We start from the raw sequence: 16,786 nt of genomic DNA, 5'->3' as shown, positions 1-16,786 counted from the left end.
GGTATGAAAAACGGAGGAAGTGTTGCGTGATATTTGACCGCCCGTGCCGGATTGCCCGGCACGGGCGAAACACATTACTTGTGGCGCAGGACGAAGTCGCGGATGCGCTCGGCAGCCTCGACGCATTCCGCCAGCGGCGCAACCAGCGCCATGCGTACGCGCCCGGCACCCGGATTGACGCCATCGACGTCACGGGACAGGTACGAACCCGGCACCACAGTCACGTGCTCTTCGGCAAACAGATCGCGGCAGAATGCGGCATCGTCGCCCTGCACATTCGGCCACAGGTAAAAGCTGCCATCGGGGCGTTGCACGTCCATCACCGGGCTGAGGATCGCCAGCACCGCATCGAACTTCTCGCGATACAACGCACGGTTGGCGCGGACATGCACTTCATCGTTCCACGCGGCGACGCTGGCCAGCTGGGTCTGAACCGGCATCGCGCAACCGTGGTAGGTGCGATACAGCAGGAAACCCTTGAGGATGTCGGCATCACCGGCAACAAAGCCCGAGCGCAGGCCCGGCAGGTTCGAGCGCTTGGACAGGCTGTGGAACACCACGCAACGCTTGAAGTCCTTGCGACCCAGTTCGGCGCAGGCACTGAGCAGGCCCGGCGGTGGCGTCTGCTCGTCGAAGTACAGTTCGCTGTAGCACTCGTCGGCGGCGATCACGAAGTCGTATTCGTCGGCCAGGGCGATCAGTTTTTTCAGCACGTCGACCGGGATCAGCGCACCGGTCGGGTTGCCCGGCGAGCACAGGAACAGGATCTGGCAGCGCTTCCAGATGTCCGGCGAAACCGCGTCGAAGTCCGGGTTGAAGCCGTTCTCGTCCAGGCACGGCAGGTAGTGCGGCTTGGCGCCGGCGAGGAACGCCGCGCCTTCGTAGATCTGATAGAACGGATTCGGGCTGACCACCAGCGCGTCGTCGCCACGGTTGACCACGGTCTGGGTAAAGGCGAACAGTGCTTCACGGGTGCCGTTGACCGGCAGCACGTTGCGCGCCGGGTCGATCCAGCCGCCCGGCACGTTGAAACGACGCTCGCACCAGGCGGCGATGGCTTCGCGCAGGGCCGGGATACCGAGAGTGGTCGGGTACACCGCCATCTGATCCAGATTGTTCGCCAGCGCCTCGGCGACAAAGCTTGGCGAGCGGTGCTTCGGTTCGCCGATGGACAGTGCGATCGGGCGCTTGTCCGGGTTTGGCGTGACGCTGCCGAGCAGGGCGCGGAGCTTTTCGAACGGGTAGGGCTGAAGCTGGGACAGAGCGTTGTTCATCGGTGCGGGATCTCGTGCAAAGCGATTGAAGCCGGGCGCGCAATCAAATGCTGATGCGCGACAGTTTGATATCGGGTTCCTGATTGACGCTCAGCTGTTCGACGATGGCATCCTGCAGGCGGCTGCACAGCAGCGGGTCGGACAGCGGTTGATTGTGGGCGTCGGTGATGAAGAACACGTCTTCCACCCGCTCGCCCAGGGTGGCGATCTTGGCGTTCTGCAGCGACAGGTCGAACTCGAGGAAAATCCCGCCGACCCGTGCCAGCAGACCCGGGCGATCCGGTGCAGTGAGTTCCAGTACCGTTACCGGGCGCTGGGCGTCGTTGTGGATCGTCACCTGCGGGGCGAACGCGAAATGCTTGAGCTGGCGCGGCACCCGACGCTGGATGATCGTCGGGTAGTCGGCCGGGTTGCGCAGGGCTTCGGTCAGGCCTTCGCGAATCTGTTTGACCCGGACCGGATTGTCGCCGATCGAGTCGCCATCGGTATCGAGCACGATGTAGGTGTCGAGGGTGAACTGACTGCTGGACGTGATGACCCGGGCGTCGTGAATGTTCAGGTTGAGCTGGTCCATCGCGGCCACGGTCACGGCGAAGAAGTCGTGCTGATCCGGCGCATAGATAAAGATCTGCGTGCCGCCCTCGAATTCGCGCTGGGTCGTTTCCTTGATCAGCACCAGCGGACCGCCGTCGGCCGGTTGCTGGAGGATGGCGTCGGTGTGCCAGGCCACATCGCCGGCGGTGTGACGCAGGAAGTAGTCGTCGCCCAGTTGCGCCCATAACTGCTCGACGTCGTCGGGGTCGGTGCCGCCGCGTACCAGGATGTCCAGCGCTGCGCTCTGGGTCTGGCGGATCTGCTCTTCGCGATCCACCGGATTCTCCAGCCCGCGGCGCAGGGCACGCTTGGTTTCGGTGTAGAGCTGGCGCAACAGGCTGGCACGCCAGGAATTCCACAGGGTCGGGTTGGTCGCGTTGATGTCGGCCACGGTCAGCACGTACAGGTAGTCCAGGCGAGTTTCGTCACCGACCGCCAGCGCGAAGTCATGGATCACCTGCGGGTCGGACAAGTCCTTGCGCTGGGCGGTGGTCGACATCACCAGATGGTTCTGCACCAGCCACACGATCAGGCGGCTGTCCCACACCGGCAGTTGGTGGCGCTGGCAGAACGCCTCGGCATCCACTGCGCCGATATCCGAATGGTCGCCGTGCCGGCCCTTGCCGATGTCGTGATACAGACCCGCCATGTAGATCAGTTCGGGTTTCGGCAATTTGGCCATGAGCTTGGCGGCCAGCGGGAATTTTTCCGACACCTGTGAGTACTGCAATTTGCGCAGGTGTTTGATCAGGTTCAGCGTGTGCGCATCGACCGTATAGATGTGGAACAGGTCGTGCTGCATCTGCCCGACGATAAAGCCGAACTCCGGCAGATAACGCCCGAGAATGCCGTAACGGTTCATCCGCCGCAGGTTGCGGTGGATGCCGATCTTGCATTTGAACAGCTCGATGAACAGGCTGGTGTTGCGGATGTCGTTGCGGAAGTTGTCGTCGATCAGGTGACGGTTTTCCCGCAACAGGCGAATGGTGTCGGCGCGTACGCCTTTGATCTCCGGCTGCTGGGCCATCAGCACGAAGATCTCGAGCATGGCGAACGGCGTGCGGCGGAATACGTTGTCGTTGCGTGCCTCGATGTAGCCGTCGTGCAGCTGGAAGCGCGAGTTGATCGGCTGCGGCGGCGCTTCGTCTTCCGGCGCGAGGATGACTTCCTCGAAGTGCTGGATGATCAGGTCGCTGAGCTGGGCGATGCTCATCACGACGCGGAAGTACTGCTGCATGAAGTTTTCGACGGCCTGTTTGGCGTCGTCGCCTTCAAAACCCAGCAGTCCGGCAATGGTGCGCTGGTGATCGAACAGCAGGCGGTCTTCGGCGCGACCGGCGAGCATGTGCAGGGCGTAACGCACCTTCCAGAGGAATTCCTGAGAGGACGCGAGCAAGGCGTTTTCACTTTCGACCAGAAACCCTTCACCGGCCAGGGCGCGCAGGTTCAGGGTGCCGTACTGACGGCGGGCCACCCACAGAATCGTCTGAATATCCCGTAGTCCACCGGGCGAGCCTTTGACGTTGGGTTCCAGGTTGTATTCGGTGTCGTTGTACTTGTGGTGGCGAGCCTTCTGCTCGGCGCGTTTGGCCAGGAAGAAATCCTTGCTCGGCCACATGTGCGCAGTGCTGGTGACATCGAGCATGCGCTGGCGCAGGCGCTCGGGGCCGCAGATGGTGCGGCTTTCCATCAGGTTGGTGACCACCGTCAGGTCGGCGCGGGCCTCTTCGGCGCACTCGTCGACCGAGCGAACGCTCTGACCGACTTCCAGGCCGATGTCCCACAGCAGCGTCAGAAAGCGCTCGATGGAATCGCGGAAGATTTCGTGGTCGGCGCTGTCCAGCAGGATCAGCAGATCGATGTCGGAGTACGGGTGCAACTCACCGCGACCATAGCCGCCGACCGCGACCAGCGCGATGTCGGCGTCTTCGCTCCAGTCGAACTGGTCCCAGGCCTTTTGCAGAATGTTGTCGACGAACCACGCCCGATCTTCGATCAGTCGCCGGATATCGCGGCCGGCGCGAAAACGTGCATCGAGCACTTCGCGGGCCTGGCGGATCGCCTTCTTGAATGCCGCGATGGGACTCGCTTTCAGGGCCAGTTCAGCCTGGAACTGACCGCGGTCGAAGAGTTCGGGATCCACCTGCGGCATCGATTGGCTTTCCTTCTATAGGCTGGGAACGGTGTCTGGATCAGGCCGAGATGCGCGGGATGGTGTCGTCGCTGCGCAGGGTGAAGATCTCATAGCCGGTGTCGGTAACAAGCAAAGTGTGTTCCCACTGCGCCGACAGCTTGCGATCCTTGGTGATCGCGGTCCAGCCGTCGCCCAGTACTTTGGTGTCGGCCTTGCCCTGGTTGATCATCGGCTCGATGGTGAAAGTCATGCCGGCCTTCAGTTCCATGCCGGTGCCGGCACGGCCGTAGTGCAGGATCTGCGGTTCTTCATGGAACACCTTGCCGATGCCGTGACCACAGAATTCACGCACCACCGAGAAGCCGTTCTTTTCCGCGTGCTTCTGGATGATTTCGCCGATGTCGCCGAGGCGGCAGCCGGGTTTGACGATTTCGATCGCCTTGTACATGCATTCCTGGGTGACCTGGGACAGACGCTCGGCCCAGACCGGCACGGTGCCGACGTGAAACATGCGGCTGGTGTCGCCGTGGTAACCGTCTTTAATCACGGTGACGTCGATGTTCAGGGTGTCGCCGTTTTTCAGCGGTTTGTCGTTCGGGATGCCGTGGCAGACCACGTGGTTGATCGAGGTGCAGATCGACTTCGGGTAGCCCTTGTAGTTGAGCGGGGCAGGGATGGCCTGCTGCACGTTGACGATATAGTCGTGGCAGATCTGGTTCAGTTCATCGGTGGTCACGCCCGGCTTGACGTGCTCGGCAATCATTTCCAGCACATCGGCGGCCAGTTTGCCGGCGACACGCATGCCAGCGATGTCCTCGGGGGTTTTGAGGGTGACGGTCATACAGGCTCTCTCTGCGCTCGGCGGCGCTTGCTGATACGAACAGGGGCGCGACTGCTGATATTGCGGCCCCGAAAAACGCGATTCTAACAGACCGAAGGCGCAAATCTGCGCCTGCGTGCATCGCTTCTCTCTATACAATGTGGCGCATTGTCCCGATTCCAAGGGGCTGGCGTGCATGTCGCTGACGGGATTGCAGATTCCGGGTTCCGTTTGCGCCGTCCCTGTGGTATAAAATGCGCCGCTTTCCGGGGATAGCCCCGAGAGCATTAACCCACACACGTGTCGACACGATGGCCTGGGTGCCTTTGATCCTCGGATCAATGGTTGGTCATTGGGATACGTGGAGGCCCAACCCGACTTATCAAGGAACTATCATGTCCCAAGTCAACATGCGCGATATGCTGAAGGCCGGTGTGCACTTCGGTCACCAAACCCGTTACTGGAATCCGAAAATGGGCAAGTACATTTTCGGCGCGCGTAACAAGATTCACATCATCAACCTTGAAAAAACCCTGCCAATGTTCAACGAAGCTCTGACTTTCGTAGAGCGTCTGGCCCAGGGCAAAAACAAGATTCTGTTCGTCGGCACCAAGCGTTCCGCTGGCAAGATCGTTGCTGAAGAAGCAGCACGTTGCGGCTCGCCGTACGTCGATCACCGCTGGTTGGGCGGCATGCTGACCAACTTCAAGACCATCCGTGCTTCCATCAAGCGTCTGCGTGACCTTGAAGTACAAGCCGAAGACGGTACTTTCGCCAAGCTGACCAAGAAAGAAGCGCTGATGCGCACTCGCGATCTTGAGAAGCTGGACCGCTCCCTGGGCGGCATCAAGGACATGGGCGGTCTGCCAGACGCACTGTTCGTGATCGACGTTGACCACGAGCGCATCGCGATCACCGAAGCCAACAAGCTGGGCATCCCGGTCATCGGCGTTGTCGATACCAACAGCAGCCCTGAAGGCGTTGACTACATCATCCCAGGCAACGATGACGCAATCCGCGCTATCCAGCTGTACATGGGTTCGATGGCTGACGCAGTAATCCGCGGTCGCAACAACGTTGCTGGCGGTACTGTAGAATTCGCAGCTGAAGAAACTCAGGCTGCAGCTGAGTAATTGACGCCCTGGCGTTGACTCAGTAAGCAAAAAGGGGGCTTGGCCCCCTTTTTGCCACCTCGAAAACCATTTATCGGCAGCGCAGCTACAGCATCTGTAACGTGCAGCGGCTACAAGGTGGTTCGGGAAGAATTGAACGCCCGTTCGATCGGGTGGAATGGTTGAAAACCTATCCAAGAGGAATTTGAAAATGGCAGCAATTACTGCAGCGTTGGTCAAAGAACTGCGCGAGCGTACCGGCGAAGGCATGATGGATTGCAAGAAAGCCCTGGAAAAGGCTGGCGGCGACATCGAAAAAGCCATTGATGACATGCGTGCTTCGGGCGCCATCAAGGCTGCCAAGAAAGCCGGCAACGTTGCCGCTGAAGGCGCTATCGCCGTCAAGGCTGACGGCAAGTCCGCCGTTCTGCTGGAAGTGAACTCGCAGACCGACTTCCTGGCCCTGCAGGACGACTTCAAGAACTTCGTCAGCGAAAGCCTTGAAGAAGCGTTCGCTCAGAAGCTGACTGACGCGGCTCCGCTGATCGCTTCGCGTGAAGCTGCTCGTGAAGCCCTGGTCGCCAAGTGTGGCGAAAACGTCAACATCCGTCGTCTGGCGCGTGTTGAGGGTGACGTTGTAGGTGCTTACCTGCACGGCAACAAGATTGGTGCAGTGGTTGTTCTGAGCGGCGGCGACGTCGACCTGGCCAAGAATATCGCCATGCACGTTGCAGCTTCGAACCCAGAGTTCCTGGACGCGTCGGAAATCTCCGCCGAGGCCATCGAGCGCGAGAAGAACGTATTCCTGCAACTGAATGCCGACAAGATCGCTGGCAAGCCGGAAAACATCGTTGAGAACATGATCAACGGTCGTATTACCAAGTTCAAAGCCGAAGCCTCGCTGAAAGAGCAAGCTTTCGTCATGAACCCGGAAGTCAAGGTTGGTGAGCTGGCCAAGAAAGCCGGTGCTGAAATCGTTTCCTTCACTTACTTCAAAGTAGGCGAAGGCATCGAGAAGCCGGTTGATGACTTCGCTGCCGAAGTTGCCGCTCAAGTGGCTGCCGCCAAGCAGTAAGACGGTTTTTCAACTGTCGCCCGAAAGAGGCTGCCCGCTCACGCGCGCAGCCTCTTTTCAGATAGGGTTACCAATTTTTATTGGTTTCCCCTTGGAACTGACTTACAAAGCCATGTTCCGATGGCGCTGAAGCAGCGCCAAGCTAGAGTGAACGCCAGCTGTAAACAGCTCGCAAAGAATTTTTAAAATACGCCGCAGGAGAGATTCGCAATGGCTCAGCAGGGCAGTGGTTATCAGGCTCGCTATAAACGCATTCTACTCAAGCTTAGCGGCGAGGCCCTGATGGGCTCGGAAGAGTTCGGGATCGATCCGAAAGTGCTGGATCGCATGGCACTGGAGGTCGGCCAACTGGTCGGCATCGGCGTTCAGGTCGGTCTGGTGATCGGCGGTGGCAACCTGTTCCGCGGTGAAGCGCTGAGCAAGGCCGGCATGGACCGGGTCACGGGCGACCACATGGGCATGCTGGCCACTGTGATGAACGCTCTGGCCATGCGCGACGCGCTGGAACGTGCCAATATCTCGGCCATCGTGATGTCGGCCATCTCCATGGTCGGTGTGACCGATCACTATGACCGTCGCAAGGCCATGCGCCACCTGAACTCAAAAGACGTGGTGATTTTCGCGGCCGGTACCGGCAATCCGTTCTTTACCACGGATTCGGCAGCCTGCCTGCGCGCCATTGAAATCGACGCAGACGTCGTGCTAAAGGCGACCAAGGTCGATGGCGTGTACACCGCTGATCCGTTCAAAGACCCGCATGCCGAGAAGTTCGATCATCTGACATACGATGAAGTACTGGATCGCAAGCTGGGTGTAATGGATCTGACGGCTATCTGCCTGTGCCGCGATCACAAGATGCCGCTGCGGGTATTCAACATGAACAAGCCGGGCGCCCTGCTGAACATCGTGCATGGTGGCGCTGAAGGCACTCTGATCGAGGAAGTCCAACAATGATCAACGAAATCAAGAAAGACGCCCAGGCGCGCATGCACAAGTCGCTGGAGTCGCTGAACCACGCATTCGGTCAGATCCGTACCGGCAAGGCCCACCCAAGCATCCTGGGAAGCGTGATGGTGCCTTATTACGGTTCGGATACCCCGTTGAGCGGTGTTGCGAGTGTCACCGTGAAAGACAACCAGACCCTGCAGGTCGTGCCGTTCGAGCGCAACATGCTCGGCGCAATCGACAAGGCCATTGGCAGCGCCGGTCTGAACCTGAATCCGACCAACCTGGGTGAGCTGCTGCTGATCAAGATGGCGCCACTGACCGAGGAAACCCGCAAGGGCTTCACCAAGCAGGCGCGTGCCGCTGCCGAAGATGCTCGCGTTGCGGTACGCAACATTCGTCGCGACGCCATGGGAGAGCTGAAAAAACTGTCCAAGGACAAGGAGATCAGCGAGGACGAAGAGCGTCGTGCAAGTGCCGAGATCGACAAGCTGATCAAGGACTTCGAAGCTCAGATCACCAAGGCGACTGACGAAAAAGAAAAAGACCTGATGGCCGTTTAAGGGTCGAGTTTTTAATGGATAAGACCAAGCAGACTGCGCCGTCCGCGGTGCCGCGCCATGTCGCGATCATCATGGATGGCAATAATCGCTGGGCAAAAAAACGCTTTATGCCGGGTGTTGCCGGGCATAAAGCGGGCGTGGATGCTGTGCGGGCGGTGATCGAGGTGTGTGCCGAGGCCAAGGTCGAGGTGCTCACCCTGTTCGCCTTTTCCAGTGAAAACTGGCAGCGCCCGGCCGATGAGGTCAGCGCCTTGATGGATCTGTTCTTCAAGGCGCTGCGTCGTGAGGCCAAGCGCCTGAACGACAACAACATCAGCCTGCGCATTATCGGTGACCGAACGCGATTCCATCCGGAGCTTCAGGCCGCCATGCGTGAAGCGGAAGCGATGACTGCCGGTGCCAACCGATTCATTCTGCAGATCGCCGCCAACTACGGCGGTCAGTGGGATATCGCGCAAGCGGCGCAGCGTCTGGCGCGTGAGGTTCAGGCCGGTCATCTGCGGCCGGAAGACATCACGCCGGATCTGCTGCAGACCTGTCTGGTCACCGGTGATCTGCCGTTGCCAGACTTGTGCATTCGCACTGGCGGCGAGCACCGCATCAGCAACTTCCTCTTGTGGCAGCTGGCATACGCCGAGTTGTATTTCTCCGACCTGTTCTGGCCGGACTTCAAACACGAAGCCATGCGCAATGCGCTGGCCGATTTCGCTTCGCGCCAGCGTCGTTTCGGTAAAACGAGCGAGCAGGTCGAAGCTGGAGCCCGGGTTTAATGCTTAAACAACGCATCATCACTGCACTGATTCTGCTGCCGATCGCTCTGGGCGGATTTTTCCTGCTCGAAGGCTCCGGTTTTGCCCTGTTCATCGGTCTGGTCGTGAGCCTGGGCGCCTGGGAATGGGCGCGCCTGGCCGGCTTCACTGCGCAGGCATTTCGTGTCGGCTACGCCGCGGTGGTCGCGCTGATGCTGTTCGTCATGTACATCCTGCCGGGGCTGGCGCCCTGGGTGCTGGGCGCTTCGGTGATCTGGTGGGCACTGGCAACATGGCTGGTGCTGACGTACCCGCGTTCCAGCGAGCGCTGGTCCAGTGCCGCCAGCAAACTGGTGATCGGATTGCTGATTCTGTTGCCCGCCTGGCAAGGGCTGGTGCAGATCAAGCAATACCCGCTCGGCAACTGGCTGATCATGGCCGTGATGGTACTGGTCTGGGGCGCTGACATCGGGGCGTATTTTTCCGGTCGCGCGTTCGGCAGGCGCAAGCTGGCGCCACAAGTCAGTCCCGGCAAAAGCTGGGAGGGCGTGTATGGCGGTCTGGCGCTGAGTCTGGTCATCACCACCTTGGTCGCGCTGTTCCGTGACTGGACGGTAGCGCAACTGTTCAAGGGCTTGATCGGTGCTGCGGTGATTGTCTTCATCTCGGTGGTGGGCGACCTCACCGAAAGCATGTTCAAGCGTCAGTCCGGCATCAAGGACAGCAGCAATCTGCTGCCTGGCCATGGTGGCGTGCTGGACCGCATCGACAGTCTGACGGCGGCGATACCGGTGTTCGCGGTGCTGTTGTGGATGGCGGCGTCGTGAGTCGCCCGCAGCAGATTACCGTCCTGGGTGCGACTGGCTCGATCGGTCTGAGTACCCTGGATGTCATTGCCCGGCATCCGGAGCGCTATCAGGCTTTCGCCCTGAGCGGTTTTACCCGCCTGAGCGAACTGTTTGCCCTGTGTGTTCGCCATCTCCCGAAATATGCAGTAGTGCCGGAAGTCGTCGCTGCTCGTAATCTTCAGGACGATTTGCATGCGGCGGGCCTGTCGACGCAGGTGCTGGTCGGTGAGGAAGGCCTGTGTCAGGTCGCTGCCGCGCCGGAAGTGGATGCCGTCATGGCCGCCATCGTCGGTGCTGCCGGTTTGCGCCCGACTCTGGCGGCTGTCGAGGCAGGCAAGAAAGTTCTTCTGGCCAACAAGGAAGCGCTGGTCATGTCCGGCGCCTTGTTCATGCAGGCGGTGCGCAAAAGCGGTTCGGTTCTGTTGCCGATCGACAGCGAGCACAACGCGATTTTTCAGTGCATGCCGCAGGACTTTGCTCGCGGGCTGAGTAACGTTGGAGTCCGTCGGATTTTGCTGACGGCCTCTGGTGGCCCTTTCCGGCAGACGCCGATGGCCGAGCTGGCGCATGTTTCACCCGATCAGGCGTGTGCGCACCCGAACTGGTCGATGGGGCGCAAGATCTCGGTGGATTCGGCCAGCATGATGAACAAAGGGCTCGAGTTGATCGAGGCCTGCTGGTTGTTCGATGCCAAGCCTTCGCAAGTCGAGGTGGTGATTCATCCGCAGAGCGTGATTCATTCGCTGGTCGATTATGTGGACGGCTCGGTGTTGGCGCAGTTGGGTAACCCCGATATGCGCACTCCGATTGCCAACGCCCTGGCCTGGCCTGAGCGCATTGATTCGGGCGTGGCGCCGCTGGATCTGTTCGCCGTTGCGCGCCTGGATTTCGAAGCTCCCGACGAAGAGCGCTTTCCGTGCCTGCGTCTGGCGCGCCAGGCTGCCGAGGCCGGAAACAGCGCCCCGGCCATGCTCAATGCGGCGAATGAAGTGGCGGTTGCCGCGTTTCTCGACGGACGGGTTCGCTATCTGGAAATCGCGAGTATCATCGAGGAAGTCTTGAATCTCGAGCCGGTAGTGGCGTTGAACGATCTCGATGCGGTGTTTACCGCGGACGCGACTGCCAGGGCATTGGCCGGGCAGTGGTTGAAGCGTCACGACCGATAGGTCTTGCAACACATGGCTTCACGCGGCACTGGACAGGATTGCGGAGAAAGTAGATGAGCGCGCTCTATATGATTGCCGGCACCCTGATCGCTCTGGGTGTGCTGGTCACCTTTCACGAATTCGGCCATTTCTGGGTCGCGCGTCGCTGTGGCGTCAAGGTTCTGCGTTTTTCCGTGGGCTTCGGCATGCCGCTGTTGCGCTGGCATGACAAGCAGGGCACCGAATTTGTGGTTGCGGCCATTCCGCTGGGTGGCTACGTCAAGATGCTCGACGAGCGCGAAGGCGAAGTGCCGGCCGATCAGCTTCATCAGTCATTCAATCGCAAGTCTGTTCGTCAGCGCATCGCCATTGTTGCGGCCGGCCCGGTGGCCAACTTTCTCCTCGCACTGGTGTTCTTCTGGGTGCTGGCCATGCTCGGCAGCGAACAGATTCGCCCGGTCATTGGTTCGGTGGAGCCGGGCAGCATCGCCGCAACGGCCGGGCTGAGCGCGGGACAGGAAATCGTCGCGATCGACGGTGAACCAACCTCGGGCTGGGCTGCAGTCAACCTGCAATTGGTGCGCCGACTGGGGGAGAGCGGTTCTCTGCAATTGCTGGTGCGCGATCAGGGTTCCACGGCGGATTCGCCTCGGGTGCTGGCACTTGATAAATGGCTCAAGGGGGCTGATGAGCCGGATCCTATTCGCTCCCTCGGTATTCGCCCTTGGCGCCCGGCCCTGCCGCCGGTGCTGGCCGAACTCGATCCGAAAGGCCCGGCCCAGGCGGCCGGACTGAAAACCGGTGATCGTCTGCTGACGCTCGATGGCAAGGCGCTGGATGACTGGCAACAGGTGGTCGACACCGTTCGTACGCGTCCTGATACCAAAATCGTGCTGCACGTAGAGCGTGACGGTGTTCAAATCGACGTCCCTCTGACACTGGCCGCGCGTGGCGATAAAAAGTCGCCAAGCGGTTACCTGGGGGCAGGTGTGAAGGCTGTCGACTGGCCGCCGGAGATGATCCGCGAGGTCAGTTACGGGCCTTTGGCAGCGATTGGCGAGGGGGCCCGTCGTACCTGGACCATGAGCGTCCTGACGCTGGATTCACTGAAGAAAATGCTCTTCGGCGAGCTCTCGGTAAAAAACTTGAGTGGACCGATAACCATTGCTAAAGTGGCGGGCGCTTCTGCCCAGTCGGGCGTCGCTGATTTCCTGAATTTCCTTGCTTATCTGAGTATTAGCCTGGGGGTTCTGAATTTGCTGCCCATTCCTGTACTGGATGGGGGGCATTTGTTGTTTTATCTGATCGAGTGGGCGCGTGGTCGTCCCTTGTCGGATCGGGTGCAAGGTTGGGGGATACAGATCGGTATCAGCTTGGTGGTCGGAGTGATGTTGCTTGCTCTGGTCAACGATCTGGGTCGACTGTAACGCTTCGCTGAATTGCGAATCTGCCGCATTTTGCGGCAGTTTGTTTATTGCCAGTTGGAATAAGAAAGGACTTCATGAAACGTCTGCTGCTAACTGCGGTTCTCACCGTATTGATGATCGCCGAAGTTCACGCCGAGTCCTTCACTATCTCTGATATTCGCGTCAATGGCCTCCAGCGGGTCTCCGCGGGTAGCGTCTTTGGTGCCTTGCCGTTGAACGTCGGCGAGCAGGCGGATGATCGTCGCCTGGTGGAATCCACTCGTGCGTTGTTCAAAACCGGTTTCTTTCAAGATATCCAGCTGGGCCGCGAAGGCAACGTTCTGGTGATCACTGTCGTCGAGCGTCCCTCGGTCGCCAGTATCGAGATCGAAGGCAACAAGGCGATCTCCACCGAAGACCTGATGAAGGGCCTCAAACAATCCGGTCTGGCCGAAGGCGAAATCTTCCAGCGCGCGACCCTCGAAGGTGTTCGTAACGAGCTGCAACGTCAATATGTTGCGCAAGGTCGTTACTCGGCTACCGTCGATACAGAAGTGGTCTCGCAGCCGCGCAACCGTGTCGGTCTGAAAGTGAAGATCAACGAAGGCACCGTCGCAGCCATTCAGCACATCAACGTGGTAGGCAACACGGTTTTCCCCGAGGAAGACCTGACCGACCTGTTCGAACTGAAAACCACCAACTGGCTGTCGTTCTTCAAGAACGACGACAAGTACGCCCGTGAAAAGCTGTCCGGTGACCTGGAGCGTCTGCGCTCCTACTACCTGGACCGCGGCTATATCAACATGGATATCGCTTCGACCCAGGTGTCGATCACCCCGGACAAGAAGCACGTCTACATCACCGTCAACGTTAACGAAGGCGAAAAGTACACCGTTCGTGACGTCAAACTCAGCGGTGACCTGAAAGTCCCTGAAGACCAGGTCAAGTCGCTCTTGCTGGTGCAGAAAGGTCAGGTGTTCTCGCGCAAGCTGATGACCACCACGTCCGAACTGATCACCCGTCGTCTGGGTAACGAGGGTTACACCTTCGCCAACGTCAACGGCGTGCCACAACCGCACGACGAAGATCACACCGTCGATATCCTGTTTGCTGTCGATCCGGGCAAGCGTGCCTACGTCAACCGCATCAATTTCCGTGGCAATACCAAGTCCGAGGACGAGGTGCTGCGTCGTGAAATGCGTCAGATGGAAGGTGGCTGGGCTTCGACCTACCTGATCGACCAGTCCAAGACTCGTCTGGAGCGTCTGGGCTTCTTTAAAGAAGTCAACGTTGAGACCCCGGCCGTGCCAGGTGTCGACGACCAGGTTGACGTGAACTACAGCGTTGAAGAACAGGCTTCCGGTTCGATCACCGCCAGCGTCGGTTTCGCCCAGAGCGCCGGTCTGATCCTCGGTGGTTCGATTACCCAGAACAACTTCCTCGGTACTGGTAACCGTGTGAGCGTGGGCCTGACCCGCAGCGAATACCAGAGCCGCTACAACTTCGGCTACGTTGACCCCTACTGGACCGCTGATGGCGTGAGCCTGGGTTACAACGCGTTCTACCGCACCACCGACTACAAAGACCTCGACGTCGACGTAGCGAGCTATGCGGTAGACAGCCTGGGTGCCGGCGTGAACGTGGGCTACCCGATCAGCGAGACTTCGCGTCTGACCTTCGGTCTGTCCGCTCAGCAGGACGAGATCAAGACGGGTACCTACACCGTTGACGAGATTTTCGACTTCGTTAACAAGGAAGGCGACAAGTACCTGAACTTCAAGGCTTCGGCCGGCTGGTCCGAATCCACCTTGAACAAGGGTGTACTGCCGACTCGCGGTCGTTCCCAGAGCCTGACGCTGGAAACCACCATTCCAGGCAGCGATCTGTCGTTCTACAAACTTGATTACCGTGGCCAGCTGTTCCAGCCGATCAGCGAAAACTACACCCTGCGTCTACACACCGAACTGGGTTATGGCGACGGTTACGGTTCGACCGACGGCTTGCCGTTCTATGAAAACTACTATGCTGGTGGTTTCAACTCGGTCCGTGGTTTCAAAGACAGCACCCTTGGCCCGCGAAGCACGCCAAGTACGGGTAGTAACCCAGGCACCCTGAGAGACCCGGACCAGGATCCGCTGCCGTTCGGTGGTAACGTCCTGATCCAGGGCGGTGTTGAAGTTCTGTTCCCGCTGCCGTTCGTCAAGGATCAGCGTTCCCTGCGTACTTCGGTATTCTGGGATGTCGGTAACGTATTCGACTCCAAGTGTTCCGATACTACGAACGCCAACGGTACGAAATCGAACACCCAATGCAACGACATCAGTCTGAGCAACATGGCCAGTTCCGTCGGTGTCGGCGTAACCTGGGTCACCGCACTGGGCCCGCTGAGTTTTGCGCTGGCGATGCCGATCAAGAAACCGGATGACGCTGAAACTCAAGTGTTCCAATTCTCCCTCGGCCAGACGTTCTAAGCGTCTGACCCAAGACAACGACAATGGATTTTGTAGGAGTGCATCGTGCGTAAGTTGACTCAATTGGTTCTTCTGGCCTCCGTACTGGTGGCAGGTCCGGCATTTGCCGACATGAAAATCGCTGTTCTGAACTATCAGATGGCTCTGCTGGAATCTGACGCGGCCAAGAAATACGCCGTGGACGCCGAGAAGAAGTTCGGCCCGCAACTGACCAAGCTCAAGACCCTGGAGAGCAGCGCCAAGGGCATTCAGGACCGTCTGATGGCCGGTGGCGACAAGATGCAGCAAGGCGAGCGCGAGCGTCTGGAGCTCGAGTTCAAGCAAAAGGCCCGTGACTTCCAGTTCCAATCCAAGGAACTGAACGAAGCCAAGGCTGTTGCCGACCGCGAAATGCTCAAGCAACTGAAGCCGAAACTGGATAGCGCAGTGGAAGAAGTTATCAAGAAAGGTGGTTTTGACCTGGTGTTCGAGCGTGGCGCAGTCATCGATGTCAAACCTCAGTACGACATCACGCGCCAGGTTATCGAGCGCATGAATCAGCTGAAGTAACCCATGACCGTGACCATCAAGCTCGGCCAGTTGGCCGAGCTCCTCGGCGCTACCCTGAGTGGCGACCCCGAGAAGCAAATTACTGGGCTAGCCACCTTGCAGGAGGCTGGCCCAGCTCAGTTGAGCTTCCTGGCAAACCCCCAATACCGTAAATACCTGGCTAACTCGCAAGCCGCGGCCCTGTTGCTCAAGGCTGCCGACGCCGAAAGTTATGCCGGTGATGCGCTGGTGGTGCCGGATCCTTATCTGGCTTACGCACGCATTTCCCATTTGTTCGATCCGAAGCCCAAGGCAACTGCCGGCGTTCACTCGACGGCGGTGATTGCCGAGGATGCCGTGGTCGATCCGAGCGCCAGTATCGGTCCCTTCGTGGTGATCGAGTCCGGTGCGCGAATCGGCGCAGACGTAACGCTCGGTGCGCATTGCGTCGTCGGTGCCCGCAGCGAAATCGGCGAGGGCGGCTGGCTGGCACCGCGGGTCACGCTGTATCACGATGTGCGGATCGGCAAGCGGGTGGTGATCCAGTCCGGTGCTGTGCTCGGCGGTGAAGGCTTCGGCTTTGCCAACGAGAAGGGCATCTGGCAGAAAATCGCCCAGATCGGTGGCGTGACCATCGGCGACGATGTGGAGATCGGCGTGAATACCGCCATCGACCGCGGCGCACTGGCCGATACCGTGATCGGCAATGGCGTGAAGCTAGACAACCAGATTCAGATCGCCCACAACGTGCAGGTCGGTGACCACACCGCCATGGCCGCGTGCGTGGGGATTTCCGGCAGCACCAAGATCGGCAAGCACTGCATGCTCGCCGGGGGGGTTGGCCTGGTAGGGCACATCGATATTTGCGACAACGTATTCCTGACCGGAATGACCATGGTGACCCACTCGATTACCGAGCCGGGCGCCTACTCTTCCGGCACAGCTATGCAACCTGCGGCCGAATGGCGCAAAAGCGCGGCCCGTATTCGTCAGCTCGATGACATCGCGCGACGTTTGAAACAGCTGGAAAAGCGGTCCGGGGAAGTGACCCCTGACGGTAATGCTTCATCTGAAGGCTGATACCATTTCCATATCAAGTGTGCACAGCCTCTGGACTGCCTC

Annotated in this window: 14 protein-coding genes; 11 read left to right on the top strand and 3 right to left on the bottom strand. The window is 59.4% G+C overall.

The genetic code is table 11. From position 1 onward, the window contains the following. Window positions 1–74: 74 nt before the first annotated feature. The 3 genes from dapC to map are packed head-to-tail and all read right to left on the bottom strand — an operon-like array spanning window position 75 to window position 4,843. Window positions 75–1,274 carry a succinyldiaminopimelate transaminase gene (gene dapC / locus AC1MDC_RS24905; RefSeq protein WP_085688736.1) on the bottom strand — a complete coding sequence of 400 codons (1,200 nt, stop codon included), beginning with the start codon at window positions 1,272–1,274 and terminating at the stop codon, window positions 75–77. Between the two features lie 43 nt (window positions 1,275–1,317). Next, entirely contained in the window at window positions 1,318–4,020 is a 2,703-nt protein-coding gene (locus AC1MDC_RS24900) for a [protein-PII] uridylyltransferase (protein WP_085697327.1), read from the bottom strand. A gap of 40 nt (window positions 4,021–4,060) precedes the next feature. Further along, window positions 4,061–4,843 (bottom strand): type I methionyl aminopeptidase, encoded by a 783-nt coding sequence (gene map, locus AC1MDC_RS24895; RefSeq protein ID WP_039769663.1) that lies wholly within the window; start codon window positions 4,841–4,843, stop codon window positions 4,061–4,063. Window positions 4,844–5,217: 374 nt separating this feature from the next. Here map and rpsB point away from each other — a divergent pair, with 374 nt between their 5' ends. The 11 genes from rpsB (at window position 5,218) to lpxD (ending at window position 16,744) form a co-directional block, all read left to right on the top strand. Beyond that, the gene (gene rpsB / locus AC1MDC_RS24890; RefSeq protein WP_008052780.1) at window positions 5,218–5,955 is read left to right on the top strand and encodes a 30S ribosomal protein S2; all 738 of its coding nucleotides are present in this window, start codon (window positions 5,218–5,220) and stop codon (window positions 5,953–5,955) included. A 190-nt stretch (window positions 5,956–6,145) separates the two neighbouring features. Next, window positions 6,146–7,009 carry a translation elongation factor Ts gene (gene tsf, locus AC1MDC_RS24885; RefSeq protein ID WP_480393871.1) on the top strand — a complete coding sequence of 288 codons (864 nt, stop codon included), beginning with the start codon at window positions 6,146–6,148 and terminating at the stop codon, window positions 7,007–7,009. A gap of 210 nt (window positions 7,010–7,219) precedes the next feature. Beyond that, on the top strand, window positions 7,220–7,963 hold the full coding sequence (gene pyrH, locus AC1MDC_RS24880; RefSeq protein ID WP_011332683.1) for a UMP kinase: 744 nt from the start codon (window positions 7,220–7,222) through the stop codon (window positions 7,961–7,963). Beyond that, a complete protein-coding gene (frr, locus tag AC1MDC_RS24875; RefSeq protein ID WP_065259188.1) occupies window positions 7,960–8,517 on the top strand; it encodes a ribosome recycling factor in 558 nt (185 codons plus the stop codon). Before pyrH ends, frr begins: the two co-directional genes overlap by 4 nt. A gap of 14 nt (window positions 8,518–8,531) precedes the next feature. Beyond that, window positions 8,532–9,287, top strand: coding sequence for a polyprenyl diphosphate synthase (gene uppS / locus AC1MDC_RS24870; protein ID WP_085697328.1), 756 nt, complete (start codon window positions 8,532–8,534; stop codon window positions 9,285–9,287). Then, window positions 9,287–10,093, top strand: coding sequence for a phosphatidate cytidylyltransferase (locus AC1MDC_RS24865; RefSeq protein WP_480393870.1), 807 nt, complete (start codon window positions 9,287–9,289; stop codon window positions 10,091–10,093). The genes uppS and AC1MDC_RS24865 overlap by 1 nt, the downstream gene beginning before the upstream one ends. After that, window positions 10,090–11,280: a 1-deoxy-D-xylulose-5-phosphate reductoisomerase gene (gene ispC, locus AC1MDC_RS24860; protein ID WP_480393869.1), complete on the top strand. Its 1,191-nt coding sequence runs from the start codon at window positions 10,090–10,092 to the stop codon at window positions 11,278–11,280. Before AC1MDC_RS24865 ends, ispC begins: the two co-directional genes overlap by 4 nt. A gap of 53 nt (window positions 11,281–11,333) precedes the next feature. Then, window positions 11,334–12,686, top strand: a complete 1,353-nt coding sequence (gene rseP / locus AC1MDC_RS24855; protein WP_266200833.1) for a sigma E protease regulator RseP — start codon at window positions 11,334–11,336, stop codon at window positions 12,684–12,686. Between the two features lie 74 nt (window positions 12,687–12,760). After that, a complete protein-coding gene (bamA, locus tag AC1MDC_RS24850; protein ID WP_085702585.1) occupies window positions 12,761–15,136 on the top strand; it encodes an outer membrane protein assembly factor BamA in 2,376 nt (791 codons plus the stop codon). Window positions 15,137–15,181: 45 nt separating this feature from the next. Beyond that, a complete protein-coding gene (locus tag AC1MDC_RS24845) occupies window positions 15,182–15,685 on the top strand; it encodes an OmpH/Skp family outer membrane protein (RefSeq protein ID WP_003222140.1) in 504 nt (167 codons plus the stop codon). A 3-nt stretch (window positions 15,686–15,688) separates the two neighbouring features. Continuing rightward, entirely contained in the window at window positions 15,689–16,744 is a 1,056-nt protein-coding gene (lpxD, locus tag AC1MDC_RS24840) for a UDP-3-O-(3-hydroxymyristoyl)glucosamine N-acyltransferase (RefSeq protein ID WP_085697332.1), read from the top strand. Window positions 16,745–16,786 lie beyond the last annotated feature (42 nt).

The sequence above is a fragment of the Pseudomonas sp. 1 genome, from assembly GCF_056626735.1.
The sequence above is the reverse complement of the archived record's forward strand: the minus strand, read 5'-3'. Positions and strand labels throughout refer to the sequence as shown.

Bases quoted from the DNA above. Each gene is read 5' to 3' on its own strand.
- dapC (WP_085688736.1), bottom strand. From the start codon at position 1,274: ATGAACAACGCTCTGTCCCAGCTTCAGCCCTACCCGTTCGAAAAGCTC.
- AC1MDC_RS24900 (WP_085697327.1), bottom strand. From the start codon at position 4,020: ATGCCGCAGGTGGATCCCGAACTCTTCGACCGCGGTCAGTTCCAGGCT.
- map (WP_039769663.1), bottom strand. From the start codon at position 4,843: ATGACCGTCACCCTCAAAACCCCCGAGGACATCGCTGGCATGCGTGTC.
- rpsB (WP_008052780.1), top strand. From the start codon at position 5,218: ATGTCCCAAGTCAACATGCGCGATATGCTGAAGGCCGGTGTGCACTTC.
- tsf (WP_480393871.1), top strand. From the start codon at position 6,146: ATGGCAGCAATTACTGCAGCGTTGGTCAAAGAACTGCGCGAGCGTACC.
- pyrH (WP_011332683.1), top strand. From the start codon at position 7,220: ATGGCTCAGCAGGGCAGTGGTTATCAGGCTCGCTATAAACGCATTCTA.
- frr (WP_065259188.1), top strand. From the start codon at position 7,960: ATGATCAACGAAATCAAGAAAGACGCCCAGGCGCGCATGCACAAGTCG.
- uppS (WP_085697328.1), top strand. From the start codon at position 8,532: ATGGATAAGACCAAGCAGACTGCGCCGTCCGCGGTGCCGCGCCATGTC.
- AC1MDC_RS24865 (WP_480393870.1), top strand. From the start codon at position 9,287: ATGCTTAAACAACGCATCATCACTGCACTGATTCTGCTGCCGATCGCT.
- rseP (WP_266200833.1), top strand. From the start codon at position 11,334: ATGAGCGCGCTCTATATGATTGCCGGCACCCTGATCGCTCTGGGTGTG.
- bamA (WP_085702585.1), top strand. From the start codon at position 12,761: ATGAAACGTCTGCTGCTAACTGCGGTTCTCACCGTATTGATGATCGCC.
- lpxD (WP_085697332.1), top strand. From the start codon at position 15,689: ATGACCGTGACCATCAAGCTCGGCCAGTTGGCCGAGCTCCTCGGCGCT.